The organism is Burkholderia sp. CpTa8-5, from assembly GCF_017815045.1.
Classification (GTDB): domain Bacteria; phylum Pseudomonadota; class Gammaproteobacteria; order Burkholderiales; family Burkholderiaceae; genus Burkholderia; species Burkholderia sola.
The window spans coordinates 48,482-61,994 of sequence record NZ_JAGIQD010000023.1; the positions used below are offsets into that span (position 1 = coordinate 48,482).

At 67.4% G+C, this 13,513-nt stretch carries 12 protein-coding genes and 1 pseudogene; 9 read left to right on the forward strand and 4 right to left on the reverse strand.

From position 1 onward, the window contains the following. Window positions 1–15: 15 nt before the first annotated feature. The 3 genes from J8I35_RS27050 (at window position 16) to J8I35_RS27060 (ending at window position 1,999) form a co-directional block, all read left to right on the forward strand. Window positions 16–591 carry a peptidylprolyl isomerase gene (locus J8I35_RS27050; protein WP_006478429.1) on the forward strand — a complete coding sequence of 192 codons (576 nt, stop codon included), beginning with the start codon at window positions 16–18 and terminating at the stop codon, window positions 589–591. A gap of 88 nt (window positions 592–679) precedes the next feature. Beyond that, window positions 680–1,171, forward strand: coding sequence for a peptidylprolyl isomerase (locus J8I35_RS27055; RefSeq protein ID WP_006478428.1), 492 nt, complete (start codon window positions 680–682; stop codon window positions 1,169–1,171). A gap of 27 nt (window positions 1,172–1,198) precedes the next feature. Further along, window positions 1,199–1,999: a UDP-2,3-diacylglucosamine diphosphatase gene (locus J8I35_RS27060; RefSeq protein WP_050012974.1), complete on the forward strand. Its 801-nt coding sequence runs from the start codon at window positions 1,199–1,201 to the stop codon at window positions 1,997–1,999. Window positions 2,000–2,051: 52 nt separating this feature from the next. Here the strand turns inward: J8I35_RS27060 and cysE are convergent, their stop codons facing one another. Together cysE and J8I35_RS27070 are read right to left on the reverse strand one after the other, a co-directional pair. After that, window positions 2,052–2,825: a serine O-acetyltransferase gene (gene cysE, locus J8I35_RS27065; RefSeq protein ID WP_027784824.1), complete on the reverse strand. Its 774-nt coding sequence runs from the start codon at window positions 2,823–2,825 to the stop codon at window positions 2,052–2,054. A 304-nt stretch (window positions 2,826–3,129) separates the two neighbouring features. Further along, entirely contained in the window at window positions 3,130–3,954 is an 825-nt protein-coding gene (locus J8I35_RS27070; RefSeq protein WP_209927815.1) for an RNA methyltransferase, read from the reverse strand. A gap of 280 nt (window positions 3,955–4,234) precedes the next feature. Here J8I35_RS27070 and J8I35_RS27075 point away from each other — a divergent pair, with 280 nt between their 5' ends. From J8I35_RS27075 to J8I35_RS27090, 4 genes are all read left to right on the forward strand, one after another. Next, complete coding sequence (locus J8I35_RS27075) at window positions 4,235–5,038, forward strand: inositol monophosphatase family protein (protein ID WP_050012977.1); 804 nt, start codon at window positions 4,235–4,237, stop codon at window positions 5,036–5,038. A gap of 304 nt (window positions 5,039–5,342) precedes the next feature. Next, complete coding sequence (locus J8I35_RS27080) at window positions 5,343–6,965, forward strand: NAD(P)/FAD-dependent oxidoreductase (protein WP_050012978.1); 1,623 nt, start codon at window positions 5,343–5,345, stop codon at window positions 6,963–6,965. Window positions 6,966–7,245: 280 nt separating this feature from the next. Beyond that, the gene (gene mutS / locus J8I35_RS27085) at window positions 7,246–9,903 is read left to right on the forward strand and encodes a DNA mismatch repair protein MutS (protein ID WP_124631415.1); all 2,658 of its coding nucleotides are present in this window, start codon (window positions 7,246–7,248) and stop codon (window positions 9,901–9,903) included. Further along, window positions 9,884–11,155, forward strand: a complete 1,272-nt coding sequence (locus J8I35_RS27090) for a hypothetical protein (RefSeq protein ID WP_089488586.1) — start codon at window positions 9,884–9,886, stop codon at window positions 11,153–11,155. The genes mutS and J8I35_RS27090 overlap by 20 nt, the downstream gene beginning before the upstream one ends. Here J8I35_RS27090 and J8I35_RS27095 read toward each other — a convergent pair. Then, window positions 11,135–11,677, reverse strand: a complete 543-nt coding sequence (locus J8I35_RS27095; protein ID WP_011694320.1) for a peptidylprolyl isomerase — start codon at window positions 11,675–11,677, stop codon at window positions 11,135–11,137. The genes J8I35_RS27090 and J8I35_RS27095 overlap by 21 nt on opposite strands. Before the next feature lie 32 nt (window positions 11,678–11,709). On the opposite strand from J8I35_RS27095, the gene J8I35_RS27100 reads away from it, so the two are divergent. Next, a complete protein-coding gene (locus J8I35_RS27100) occupies window positions 11,710–12,930 on the forward strand; it encodes a cupin domain-containing protein (RefSeq protein ID WP_050012981.1) in 1,221 nt (406 codons plus the stop codon). A 56-nt stretch (window positions 12,931–12,986) separates the two neighbouring features. Beyond that, a pseudogene (locus J8I35_RS35000) lies at window positions 12,987–13,233 on the forward strand (hypothetical protein). Window positions 13,234–13,253: 20 nt separating this feature from the next. Here J8I35_RS35000 and J8I35_RS27105 read toward each other — a convergent pair. After that, entirely contained in the window at window positions 13,254–13,418 is a 165-nt protein-coding gene (locus tag J8I35_RS27105; protein ID WP_162838119.1) for a hypothetical protein, read from the reverse strand. Between the last annotated feature and the right edge of the window lie 95 nt (window positions 13,419–13,513).

The following is a 13,513-nucleotide window of genomic DNA, read 5'->3' on the forward strand; positions in this document are numbered from 1 at the left end:
AACCTGAGGATCGCAATGAAACGTCTGTTGCTGGCGCTTGGCGGCGCCGCCCTTCTCGCGACCGCGCCCGCGTTCGCGCAAACGGCCACCGCGCACCCCGTCGTGCAGCTGAAGACCTCGCAGGGCGACATTCGCGTCGAGCTCTATCCGGAGAAGGCGCCGAAATCCGTCGCCAACTTCCTCGATTACGTGAAGGCCGGCCAGTACAACGGCACGATCTTCCATCGCGTGATCAAGGGCTTCATGATCCAGGGCGGCGGCTACAAGACCAACTTCGAGGAAAAGCCGACCCGCGCGCCGATCCCGCTGGAAAGCCGCAATGGTCTGAAGAACCTGACGGGCACGATCGCGATGGCGCGCACGAGCGATCCGAATTCGGCCACCGCGCAGTTCTTCATCAACACGGTCGACAACGGCGGCCTCGACTACCCGAACCCGGACGGCAACGGCTATGCGGTGTTCGGCAAGGTCGTGTCGGGCCTCGACGTCGTGAAGAAGATCGAAGGCGTGGCGACGACCTCGCGCGGGCCGATGCAGGACGTGCCGGCGCAACCGGTCGTGATCGAATCGGCGAGCATCGTCTCCAAGTAAGCACCTGCCGGCACGTCCGGCGCCACACGCGGCCGCGTCGCACGACCGGCCGCGTGCCATTTAAACCGCCTCACCGAAGGAATTCATCATGGTTGAACTGCATACGAACCACGGCGTGATCAAGCTCGAACTCGACGCCGCGAAGGCACCGAAGACGGTCGAGAACTTCCTGAACTACGTGAAGAAGGGCCATTACGACGGCACCGTGTTCCATCGCGTGATCAACGGCTTCATGATCCAGGGCGGCGGCTTCGAGCCGGGCCTGAAGCAGAAGCCGACCGACGCGCCGATCGACAACGAAGCGAACAATGGCCTGAAGAACGACAACTACACGGTCGCGATGGCGCGCACGAACGATCCGCACTCGGCGACCGCCCAGTTCTTCATCAACGTGAACGACAACGACTTCCTGAACCACTCGTCGCCGACGCCGCAGGGCTGGGGCTACGCTGTGTTCGGCAAGGTCGTCGAAGGCCAGGACGTGGTCGACAAGATCAAGGGCGTCAAGACGGGCAACGCCGGCTTCCATCAGGACGTGCCGACCGACGACGTCGTGATCGAAAAGGCCGTGGTGGTCTGACGCACCAGCCGTTACGGAGGCACTTCGATGTTGCAGGAGAGTCCGCCGCGAAGCGTCTCCGCGGGCGTGCCGGGCGAGCGCGAATACGCGCAAGCCGCACGCCCGTTCCTGTTTCTGTCCGATCTGCACCTGAGCGAGGCGATTCCGAAGACGGTCGCCGCGTTCGAGCATTTCGTGAAATACACCGCCGACAGCGCCGACTCGGTGTTCATCCTCGGCGACCTGTTCGAATACTGGATCGGCGACGACATCCTCGACGACGATCCGTTCGCCGCGCGCATGGCCGCGCTGATGCACACGTTCTCGGAGCGCGGGATCGCGCTCTACGTGATGCACGGCAACCGCGATTTCCTGCTCGGCCGGCGCTTCATGAAGGCGGCCGGCGCAATGCTGTTGCCCGACCCTTCGCTGATCATGGCATTCGGCCAGCGCATCGTGCTCGCGCACGGCGACGCGCAGTGCACGGCCGACCGCGGCTACCAGGTGTTCCGCCGCTTCGCGCGCAACCGCGTCGCGCAATGGCTGTTTCTCGCGTGGCCGTTCCGCTGGCGCCGTGCGCTCGCGCAGCGCATGCGCTCGACCAGCGAAGCGGGCCGGATGCGCCCTGCTTCGGCCGCCTACGACGTCACGCGGGAAGGCGTGGCCGCGCTGTTCCGGAAAAGCCGCGCGAGCGTGATCATTCACGGCCACACGCACCGCCCCGCGCGCCACGCGGAACCGGGCGGGATCCGCTGGGTGCTGCCCGACTGGGATCTCGATCACGGCATGCCGCGCGGCGGCTATCTGCGCGTCGACTCGGAAGGCATCCACGCGATGCCGCTCGACTGACGCCGCCGCAGCCGTCGCACCGACCAGCAGCGATCAGTGCGCGTCACGTTCGTTACATCTGGCGTTCGACCGTCTTGCCTTCCAGCACCGCCGACAGCCTGCGCAGGTCGAGGCGCGCCGCGTCGGCGCCCTGCAGCGTTTCCAGATGCGTGCCGAGCCGCTCGAGCGCCGCGACGATTTCGTCGACGCGGCGGCTTTCCTTCGCCGCGTGATCGATCAACCCGTGAATCGCGAGCGACATCGGATCGTCCGCGTTCGGCGTGATCCCGTACGCGCAGAACGCCGCGCGCTCGGGCTGCGGCTTCGGCTGCGCCGGCATCACGATGCGCGCCGGATTGCCGACCGCGGTGCCGCCCGCCGGCACCGGCTTGACGACCACCGCGTTCGAGCCGATCTTCGCGCCCGCGCCGACCGTGAAACCGCCGAGCACCTTCGCGCCGGCGCCGACGATCACGCCGGCTTCCAGCGTCGGGTGACGCTTCGCGCCGCGCGTGAGCGACGTGCCGCCCAGCGTCACGCCCTGATAGATCGTGCAGTCGTCGCCGATGATCGCTGTCTCGCCGATCACGACGCCCATGCCGTGATCGATGAACACGCGCCGGCCGATCGTCGCGCCGGGATGGATCTCGATCCCCGTCAGGAACCGGCCGGCCTGCGACGCGAACCGCGCGAGCCAGTAGCGTTTCGCGCGCCAGCAGGCGTGCGCGAAACGGTGCAGCACGAGCGCATGCAGCCCCGGATAACAGGTCAGCACTTCCCACGCACTGCGAGCGGCGGGATCCCGCTCGCGAATCGTTGCAACGTCTTCGCGCAGTCTCGTGAACATGATGTGATCTGGGAAAAGGCCGGCGCGCATCGCCGGCAATGCCGGCCGTTATCGCGCCGGGTCATTTGCTTATGACGTCCGGCGATTGTAGGGCCAGTCGCGCCCGGCCGCACGCGGTCGCGCGTTCACCCCGCCGTCGGCGCGGGTATTCGGCCGGGACGCTTGTTGCGGCGGGGTTTCCGGAGGCGATCGGTCGGGAGAAACAGCCGGTTCGACGTCTCCGGCAGGCCGACGCACGGCCTGCCCGGCCGCACGCCGCATCCAGCGGACTCCCGCCCCGCCCGCCAATCGGAGCGCCGGCCGCCTACGCGTCGCCGTCCGGCTTGCCCGACTTCAGCAGGATGTGCTTCGCGACGCCGCGCAAGATGTTGACCTCCTCGCGCTCGAGGCCCGTGCGCGCAAACAGGCGCCGCAGCCGCGGCATCAGCTTCTTCGGATTGCGCGGATCGAGGAAGTCGAGCGCGACCAACGCGTTCTCGAGGTGCACGTACATGCGCTCGATCTCGTCGCTCTGCGCGAGCGTGCCGGCTTCGGCCGGCGGCTGCGCCGACGGCTCGCTCGCCTGTTCGAGAAACGCGACGCGCAACTCGTACGCGAGCACCTGCACGGCCTGCGCAAGATTCAGCGAACTGTAGGCCGGGTTGGCCGGAATATGCGCGAGCGCGCTGCACTGGTCGACATGCTCGTTCGCGAGACCGGTGCGCTCGTTGCCGAACACGAGCGCGATGTCGCCCACGCCGACCTGCGCGCTCGCCTGCGCGGCGGCCGCGCGCGGCGCGAGGCGCGGCGGTCCGTATTCGCGCGTGCGCGCGGTCAGCGCGATCGACCAGTGCACGCCGGACAGCGCTTCGCCGAGCGTCGGCACGACGTGCGCGGACGCGAGGACGTCGTCCGCGCCGCTGGCCATCGCGATCGCCTCGGGGTCGCTCTGCACGTGCGGCACGCGCGGCGCGACCAGCACGAGACGCGAGAAGCCCATCGTCTTCAGCGCGCGGGCCGCCGCCCCGACGTTGCCGGGATGGCTCGGCTCGACGAGCACGAAGCGGGTGGACGTGAAGCCGCCGGACGGCGGCGCGGACGAGGCCGCGCCCGATTCGGACGGCGCGGCGGTGTTCTGCGGGGTTTCCACTACGATACGACTCGGTTCATCAGAATGGCCGTATGGTATCGCCATCGCCCGCGCAAACCCACTCGTCCGGACGGCCAGTGGGGTTTCCCCGCATGCCGGTCGCCTGAAACCGCCGAAAATCGGGTAAAATCATGCCCTTACGCGTTGCGCTCGGCGCAGCGCGGGTCGTACCCCGCTCTTTGTCAATTCGCGTCTCACCTCGCCCCGGCACGCTTGCGCCGTTCCGGGCGGTTGTCCCACTTCGTGGCGGCCCGTGCCGCCGGCTACAGGATCCAGGCTCATGCATCCCATGCTCAACATTGCTGTCAAGGCTGCGCGCCGCGCCGGACAGATCATCAATCGCGCGTCCCTCGATCTCGACCTGATCGAGATCCGCAAGAAGCAGCAGAACGACTTCGTCACCGAAGTGGACAAGGCCGCCGAAGACGCGATCATCGAGACGCTGAAGACCGCCTACCCCGACCACGCGATCCTCGCGGAGGAATCGGGCGAATCGGAGAACGAATCCGAATTCAAGTGGATCATCGATCCGCTCGACGGCACGACCAACTTCATCCACGGCTTCCCGTACTACTGCGTATCGATCGCGCTCGAGCACAAGGGCGTCGTCACGCAGGCCGTCGTCTACGATCCGAACAAGAACGACCTGTTCACGGCCACCCGCGGCCGCGGCGCGTACCTGAACGACCGCCGCATCCGCGTCGGCCGCCGCGACCGCCTGTCGGACGCGCTGGTCGGCACGGGCTTCCCGTTCCGCGAGAAGGACGGCCTCGACGCGTACGCGCGCCTCTTCACCGAAATGACGCAGGCCTGCACGGGCCTGCGCCGCCCGGGCGCGGCGGCGCTCGACCTCGCGAACGTCGCGGCCGGCCGCCTCGACGCGTTCTTCGAGCAAGGCATCAACGTGTGGGACATGGCGGCGGGCAGCCTGCTGATCACCGAGGCCGGCGGCCTCGTCGGCAACTACACGGGCGACGCCGATTTCCTGCATCGCCATGAAATCGTCGCCGCGAACCCGAAGATCTACGCGCAGATGATTCCGATCCTGAACCGCTACAGCCGCATGCATCCGGCAGCGGAGTAAGCCCGGGCCGCGCCCGCGTGGCGCGGCTTTCGCGCAAGCCGCTCGCGCGACATCGTCGTGATGGCGCGCCGATCGCCCGACACGCGGGACAATCTTCCGTGTACGCGGGCCGCTTCGTGCGTCTATCCTGAAGTTGCTCGAGTTGCGCGTTCGAGCCGGCGTACTGCCGCTCGCACCGCTTGTCCCGCAACGACAGCGTAGGGTTTGCGTCCGGCATGCCCGCGCGGCGAAGCACGCCGTAGGCGTGCCGGCCCCGCCTGTATCAACATCGCCACGGCGCCGTGGCAATCGCATCCGAGTCATCATGTTACGGCTAAGCGAAATTAAACTCCCCCTCGACCACCCCGAGAGCGCGCTCGAGGCCGCGATTCGCGCGCGCCTCGCGGAGCTTGGCGTGGCACCAGACGGGCTGCTCCGTTACACCGTGTTCCGCCGCGCGCACGACGCGCGCAAGCGCGCCGACATCAAGCTCACGTATATCGTCGATATCGAAGTCAATGACGAAGCGGCCGCGCTCGAGCGCATCGCCGGCAAGCCGAATTGCGGCGTGACGCCCGACATGGCGTACCACTTCGTCACGAAGGCGCCCGAACACGCCGATTTCCTGCGCCCGGTCGTCATCGGCATGGGGCCGTGCGGGCTGTTCGCGGGGCTGATCCTCGCGCAGATGGGGTTCCGTCCGATCATCCTCGAACGCGGCAAGGCCGTGCGCGAGCGCACCAAGGACACCTTCGGCCTGTGGCGCAAGAGCGTGCTCAATCCCGAATCCAACGTGCAGTTCGGCGAAGGCGGCGCGGGGACGTTTTCCGACGGCAAGCTGTACAGCCAGATCAAGGATCCGAACCACTATGGCCGCAAGGTGCTGGACGAATTCGTCAAGGCCGGCGCACCGGAGGACATCCTGTATCTGAGCCGCCCGCACATCGGCACGTTCCGCCTCGTCAGCATGGTGGAAAAAATGCGCGCGTCGATCCACGAGCTCGGCGGCGAAGTGCGTTTCGAAACCCGCGTCGACGACATCGAAATCGACCAGGGCAAGGTGCGCGCGCTCAAGCTGTCCAACGGGGAAACGCTGCGGTGCGACCGCGTGGTGCTGGCCGTGGGCCACAGCGCGCGCGACACGTTCCAGATGCTGCACGACCGCGGCGTCTACATCGAAGCCAAGCCGTTCTCGCTGGGTTTCCGCATCGAGCATCCGCAGGGGTTGATCGATCGCAGCCGCTTCGGCAAGTTCGCGGGCCACAAGCAACTCGGCGCGGCTGACTACAAGGTGGTCCACCACGCAAGCAACGGGCGCGCGGTCTACAGCTTCTGCATGTGCCCGGGCGGCACGGTGGTCGCCGCGACCTCGGAGCCGGGCCGCGTGGTCACCAACGGGATGAGCCAGTATTCGCGCGCCGAGCGCAATGCGAACGCGGGCATCGTCGTCGGCATCACGCCGGACGACTATCCGGGCGGCCCGCTCGCGGGCATCGCGTTCCAGCGCAAATGGGAAGAACGCGCGTTCGAACTCGGCGGCGGCGATTACCGCGCGCCGGGTCAGTTGGTCGGCGATTTCATCGCGGGCCGGCCATCGACGTCGCTGGGCGCCGTGGAGCCTTCGTACAAGCCCGGCGTGACGCCGACCGATCTCGGCACCGCGCTGCCCGACTACGTGATCGAAGCGATCCGCGAAGCGCTGCCGGAGATCGACAAGAAGATCGCCGGCTTCGCGATGCACGACGCCGTGCTCACCGGCGTGGAGACGCGCACGTCGTCGCCGATCCGGATTCGACGCAAGGACGACTACCAGAGCATGAACGTCGAAGGCCTGTATCCGGCCGGCGAAGGCGCCGGGTATGCGGGCGGCATCTATTCGGCCGCGATCGACGGCATCGAAGTCGCGCAGGCGGTGGCGCTCAGCCTGACGTCGGCGCACGCGTCCTGATCGGCGGTACGGGGTCGGCGCGCGCAGGCTCGCAAGCCGGGCGCCGCCGCCCTGCCGCGCGCGTGGCAACGCTTTCGATCGGGAATGGTGAAAGCGCGCGCGGCTGCCGGCCATGCGCCCTTTCGTCGGCGCCTGATGGCCGACGATCGTGAGCCAGCGCTCGAGGTCGGTTGCCGCTGCACGGCGCCGCCGGCAATCGACCAAACGGCCAACTTCGCACGTTCGCGTCGAAGCCACTGGTAAACTCGGGCAACCCAAGCAACAACTTCATGCCTGACCTATGACCACGCTGTCGCCCGAAGCCTTCGCAGGCCACACCCCGATGATGCAGCAGTACCTGCGCATCAAGGCCGATCATCCGGACACGCTCGTCTTCTACCGGATGGGCGACTTCTACGAGCTGTTCTTCGAGGATGCGGAAAAAGCGGCACGCCTGCTCGACCTGACCCTCACGCAGCGCGGTGCGTCGGCCGGCACGCCGATCAAGATGGCCGGCGTCCCGCATCACGCGGTCGAGCAGTATCTGGCGAAGCTCGTGAAGATGGGCGAATCGGTCGCGATCTGCGAGCAGATCGGCGATCCAGCCACGTCGAAGGGCCCGGTCGAGCGCAAGGTCGTGCGCGTCGTCACGCCCGGCACGCTGACCGATGCCGCGCTGCTGTCCGACAAGAACGACGTCTACCTGCTCGCGATGTGCACCGGCCACAACAAGCGCGGCGTCGCGGTCAATATCGGCCTCGCGTGGCTGAACCTCGCGAGCGGTGCGTTGCGGCTCGCCGAGATCGAGCCCGAACAGCTCGCCGCCGCGCTCGAGCGCATCCGGCCGGCCGAAATCCTGACGCCGGACGGCGCGACCGACGCCCTTCCCGCCGGCGCAGGCGCAAGCAAGCGCATGCCGGCCTGGCACTTCGACATCGCGTCGGGCACGCAGCGTCTGTGCGACCAGCTCGACGTCGCGAGTCTCGACGGTTTCGGCGCGCATTCGCTGACGAGCGCGTGCGGTGCGGCCGGCGCGCTGCTGCTCTACGCAGCGGCCACGCAAGGCCAGCAACTGCGGCACGTGCGCAGCCTGAAGGTCGAGAACGAAACCGAATACATCGGGCTCGATCCGGCCACGCGCCGCAATCTCGAACTGACCGAGACGCTGCGCGGCACCGAGTCGCCCACGCTGTATTCGCTGCTCGACACCTGCTGCACGACGATGGGCAGCCGCCTGCTGCGTCACTGGCTGCATCACCCGCCGCGCGCGTCGGTCGCCGCGCAGTCGCGCCAGCAGGCGATCGGCGCGCTGCTCGATGCGCCGGCCAACGCAAGCCTCGATGCGCTGCGCAGCGCGCTGCGCCAAATCGCCGACGTCGAACGGATCACCGGGCGGCTCGCGCTGCTGTCCGCTCGCCCGCGCGACCTGTCGAGCCTGCGCGACACGTTCGCCGCGCTGCCGGCGCTGCGCGAGCGCATCGGCGCGATCGTCGCGAACGCGGATGCGCTCGCGCGCGTCGACGCGGCGCTCGCGCCGCCCGCCGAATGCCTCGACCTGCTGACGAGCGCGATCGCCACCGAGCCGGCCGCGATGGTGCGCGACGGCGGCGTGATCGCGCGCGGCTACGATGCCGAGCTCGACGAGTTGCGAGACATTTCGGAGAACTGCGGGCAGTTCCTGATCGATCTCGAAGCGCGCGAGCGCGCGCGCACCGGCATCGCGAACCTGCGCGTCGAATACAACAAGGTGCACGGGTTCTACATCGAGGTCACGCGCGGCCAGACCGACAAGGTGCCCGACGATTACCGCCGCCGCCAGACGCTGAAGAACGCCGAGCGCTACATCACGCCGGAACTGAAGACCTTCGAGGACAAGGCGCTGTCCGCGCAGGAACGCGCATTGGCGCGCGAGCGCGCGCTGTACGACTCGGTGCTGCAGGCGCTGCTGCCGTTCATCCCCGAATGCCAGCGCGTCGCGTCGGCCCTCGCCGAGCTCGACCTGCTGGCGGCCTTCGCCGAACGCGCACGCGCGCTCGACTGGGTCGCGCCGACCTTCACCGACGAGATCGGCATCGAAATCGAGCAGGGTCGCCATCCGGTCGTCGAAGCGCAGGTCGAGCAGTTCATCGCGAACGACTGCCGGTTCGGCGCCGAGCGCAAGCTGCTGCTGATCACCGGCCCGAACATGGGCGGTAAGTCGACGTTCATGCGACAGACCGCGCTGATTGCGCTGATGGCGTACGTCGGCAGCTACGTGCCGGCGAAGTCGGCGTGCTTCGGCCCGATCGACCGGATCTTCACGCGCATCGGCGCGGCCGACGATCTCGCGGGCGGCCGTTCGACCTTCATGGTCGAGATGACCGAAGCCGCGGCGATCCTCAACGACGCGACGCCGCAAAGCCTCGTGCTGATGGACGAGATCGGCCGCGGCACGTCGACCTTCGACGGCCTCGCGCTCGCGTGGGCCATCGCGCGCCACCTGCTCGCGCACAACGCGTGCTACACGCTGTTCGCGACGCACTACTTCGAACTGACGCAACTGCCGGCCGAATTCCCGCAAGCGGCCAACGTCCACCTGTCGGCCGTCGAGCACGGCCACGGGATCGTGTTCCTGCACGCGGTCAACGAAGGCCCGGCGAACCAGAGCTACGGCCTACAGGTCGCGCAGCTCGCGGGCGTTCCGGCGCCGGTGATCCGCGCCGCGCGCAAGCACCTCGCGTATCTCGAACAGCAGTCGGCATCCCAGCACACGCCGCAACTCGATCTTTTCAGCGCGCCGCCGGCGGCCGTAGACGATCTCGAATGCGCGGACGCGCCGGCGCTGCCCGACACGCCGCATCCGGCGCTCGAAAAACTGCGCGACATCGATCCCGACGATCTCAAGCCGCGCGAGGCGCTCGACCTGCTGTACGAACTGCGTACGCTGGTCCGGTCGCACGATGCCGACGGGCACGCGTAAGCGCGTTGCGCGCGGCCTGCCGGCCCGCGCCGCCGCCGCGCTGGTCGCGGCGGTCCTTGCGCTGGCGCAGGCCGCTGCGCTGGCCGCGCCGCCCAAGCGCAGCGCGGCGCCCTACTCGTTCGCGGTCGTGTCGGGCGTCATCAACGTCCCGGCGGACGAACCGGCCGCACAGCGGCTGCTCGATGCGATCGCACGCGAGCGCAACCTCGCGTTCGTCGTCTACGCAGGCGATCTCAAAGGCTCGAAGGAAGCATGCCGCGACACGCTGTATGCGCAGCGCGGCGCGATCCTGGATTCGGCGCGCGTGCCGCTCGTGTTCATTCCCGGCCACGACGACTGGATCGCGTGCAGCACCGCGGCCGGCGGCGGCTACGACCCGGTCGAGCGGCTCGATTTCCTGCGGCAGACGCTGCTCGCCGACGCGGCGCTGCCCGATCCCGGCGCGCTGCAGATTACGCGGGAGAGCGAAGTCGCACGGTTCCGGCCGTATCGCGAAAACGCACGCTGGATGCGCGACGACATCGTCTACGTCGCACTCAATGCGCCGGCGCCGAACAACCATTATTTGACGGCGGGCGGGCGCAACGGCGAATTCGAGGATCGCATCGTCGCGAACGGCTTCTGGATCGACCACGCGGCCGAATATGCGAAGCGGCGCGAAGCACGCGCGATGGTCGTGATTTTCGAAGGCGATCCGCAGTTCGAACGCTATGAACGCTCGGAGCGCTTCGCGTGGCTGCGTTTCAACCGGCCGCGCGTGCGCGACGGCTTCCGTGAGCTGAAACGAACGCTGGTGAAGGCGGCGGCGACGTTCCGCGGCCCGATCCTGGTGATGCACGCGAGCGGCGAACCGCTGGCGAACGGCTTTCTGATCGACCGTCCGCTGCATGGCGACGACGGTGAGCTGGTAGGAAACGTGACGCGCGTCGCGATCGGACCGCGCCATCCGGCGAATCAGTGGGTGAAGGTCAGCGTCTCGCCGGCGCGGCAGACGATCTTCAACGTGAGCCTGCAGGAGGTGCCGAAGAACCTGCCGGTGCCGCCCACGCTGCCGCTCGCGCCGCGCGACGACGTGCCGCTGCCGCAGATGCCGGAAATTCCCGCGCTGCCGGCGCTGCCCGACGCGTCGTCGGTCGCGCCGCCGCTGCAGGGCGACGGCGCCGCACCGGGCGGCGCGTCGTGGCCGGCACCATCCCCCGCATCGGGGCCGGCGCCGGGCCTGCCGGCAAGCTCAGTGCAGCGTACGCCCTGACGGCGCTTCGCCGTCTTCGTCGTCATCCTCGTCGACGATCTCGAGCCCTTCCGCGCCATGCGCGTGCTCGTGCTCGATTTCGTCTTCGGTGGCTTCGCGAACGTCCTTCACGGTCAGCGCGAAACGCAGCGCCATGCCCGCCAGCGGGTGATTGCCGTCGAGCACGACCTTGTCTTCGGCGATATCGGTGACCGTATAGATCAGCGAGTCGGCTTCCTCGTCACCGTCTTCCGGCGTGCCTTCGAACTGCATGCCCACTTCGAGCGGCTCGGGAAAACGGTCGCGCGGCTCGATCTTCACGAGTTCGGGATCGTAGTCGCCGAACGCATCTTCCGGCTCGAGCTGGATCTGCGCCTGGTAGCCCGCCTCGTGGCCGTCGAGCTGTTCCTCGATCTTGGGGAACGTGCCATCATAGCCGCCGTGCAGATAGACCATCGGCTCGTCGCTTTCCTCGATCAGATTGCCCTGTGCGTCCGACAGCTTGTAGGTGACCGACACGACGGTATTTTTTGCGATTTTCATCCAATTCTCCCAAATACAAAACTCATTATACGATGCGCAACCGGTCTCAAGCCGAACCGCGGGATGCCGCTGCCGCCCCGCTCGGCGCGCCGCCTTCCGATCTTCCCACGCCGCTGCTCGGCGGCCTGACGCCGGCGCAATTCATGCGCGGCTACTGGCAAAAGAAGCCGCTGCTGATCCGCCAGGCGATCCCCGGCGTCGCGTCGCCGGTCACGCGCGATGCATTGTTCGAACTCGCCGCCGACTATGACGCCGAATCGCGATTGATCACCCATTTTCGTAACAAGTGGCAACTGTCGCACGGTCCGTTCGAGCCCGACTCGCTGCCTGCCGTCACGCGCAAATCCTGGACCTTGCTCGTGCAGGGGCTCGACCTGCACGTCGACGCGGCCCGTGCGCTGCTCGACCGCTTCCGCTTCATCCCCGACGCGCGGCTGGACGACCTGATGATCTCGTATGCGACGGACGGCGGCGGCGTCGGCCCGCACTTCGATTCGTACGACGTCTTCCTGCTGCAGGTCGAAGGCCGGCGCCGCTGGCGGGTCGGCGCGCAGAAGGACCTGTCGCTGCAGCCGGACGTGCCGCTGAAGATCCTCGAGAACTTCGAGCCGAGCGACGAATGGGTGCTGGAACCCGGCGATATGCTGTACCTGCCGCCGCACATCGCGCACGACGGCGTCGCCGAAGGCGAGTGCATGACCTGCTCGATCGGCTTTCGGGCCCCGTCCGCCGGCGAGCTGGGCGCCCAGTTCCTGTATTACCTCGCGGAGCGCGGCGGCCTGCGCGACGCGGGCGGCGACGACCTCTACCGCGATCCGAAGCAGCCGGCCGTCGACGCGCCCGCGCAGTTGCCGCCGGCGATGGTCGACCGTGTCGCCGAGATCGTCGACGCGATCCGCTGGCGCAAGCGCGACGTCGCCGAATTCCTCGGCTGCTACCTGAGCGAGCCCAAATCGAACGTCGTTTTCGACCCGCCCGAGCGTCCGCTGTCCGAGGCCGCGTTCGTTACGCAGGCATCACGCCGTGGCGTGCGTCTCGACAGAAGGGCCGCATTGATGTATAACGCGCGCTCGTACTTCATTAATGGCGAGGAAGGTCCGCTCGAGCAAGCCGAGGAATGGCTGCCCGAACTGGCCAATCAACGCCAGATGGAGGCGAAACGGTTTGTAACACTATCCCGGGGTCCCTCGATGACAGCCTTGTTGCACGAGTGGTATCGTGCGGGCTGGATACGGGTCGGAAGCCGGAATTAGTGTGAGTCGCCCCGTATGCCCATGCAGATCAAATTCTGTATGGGAAAGACAACGTATTGACCCCGCATTTGTCGACGGTCGATAGGAAAGTGCATATAATTTCCGCCCAAGCCGTAGGGAAGATTCACGCTCTAAGAAGTGCATCTCCACCAGCGGCCCAGGTCGGTGTTGGAGCACATTACCGGTATTGTTTCGCGCTGTTGCTTACCTTTAACCATAAAAGGACGTGATCATGAAGAAATCCCTCCTCGTAGCTTCCCTGTTGGCTGCTGTTGCACTGGCTGCTTGCAACAAGAGCGCTGATCAAGCTGCTTCGTCGGCTGCTAGCGACGCATCGGCTGCTGCTTCGTCGGCTGCTTCGGCAGTTGCTGGTGCTGCGAGCGACGCTTCGGCTGCTGCTTCGTCGGCTTCGGCTGCTGCGAGCGACGCTGCTGCTGCAGTGGCGTCGGCTGCTTCGGCAGCGACGGCTGCTCCGGCTTCGGGCGCAAGCCAGTAAGCCTTCAGCATCAGCTGAAAAAAACCGGCCCGAGGGCCGGTTTTTTTACGTCTGCCGCTTTCGAATCGAGCGCCCGGCAGCCGCTTC

Excerpts from the sequence above, each read along its gene's own strand:
- J8I35_RS27050 (WP_006478429.1), top strand. The coding sequence starts at position 16 with ATGAAACGTCTGTTGCTGGCGCTTGGCGGCGCCGCCCTTCTCGCGACC.
- J8I35_RS27060 (WP_050012974.1), top strand. The coding sequence starts at position 1,199 with ATGTTGCAGGAGAGTCCGCCGCGAAGCGTCTCCGCGGGCGTGCCGGGC.
- mutS (WP_124631415.1), top strand. The coding sequence starts at position 7,246 with ATGACCACGCTGTCGCCCGAAGCCTTCGCAGGCCACACCCCGATGATG.
- J8I35_RS27100 (WP_050012981.1), top strand. The coding sequence starts at position 11,710 with ATGCGCAACCGGTCTCAAGCCGAACCGCGGGATGCCGCTGCCGCCCCG.
- J8I35_RS27080 (WP_050012978.1), top strand. The coding sequence starts at position 5,343 with ATGTTACGGCTAAGCGAAATTAAACTCCCCCTCGACCACCCCGAGAGC.
- J8I35_RS27095 (WP_011694320.1), bottom strand. The coding sequence starts at position 11,677 with ATGAAAATCGCAAAAAATACCGTCGTGTCGGTCACCTACAAGCTGTCG.
- J8I35_RS27075 (WP_050012977.1), top strand. The coding sequence starts at position 4,235 with ATGCATCCCATGCTCAACATTGCTGTCAAGGCTGCGCGCCGCGCCGGA.
- J8I35_RS27055 (WP_006478428.1), top strand. The coding sequence starts at position 680 with ATGGTTGAACTGCATACGAACCACGGCGTGATCAAGCTCGAACTCGAC.
- cysE (WP_027784824.1), bottom strand. The coding sequence starts at position 2,825 with ATGTTCACGAGACTGCGCGAAGACGTTGCAACGATTCGCGAGCGGGAT.
- J8I35_RS27090 (WP_089488586.1), top strand. The coding sequence starts at position 9,884 with ATGCCGACGGGCACGCGTAAGCGCGTTGCGCGCGGCCTGCCGGCCCGC.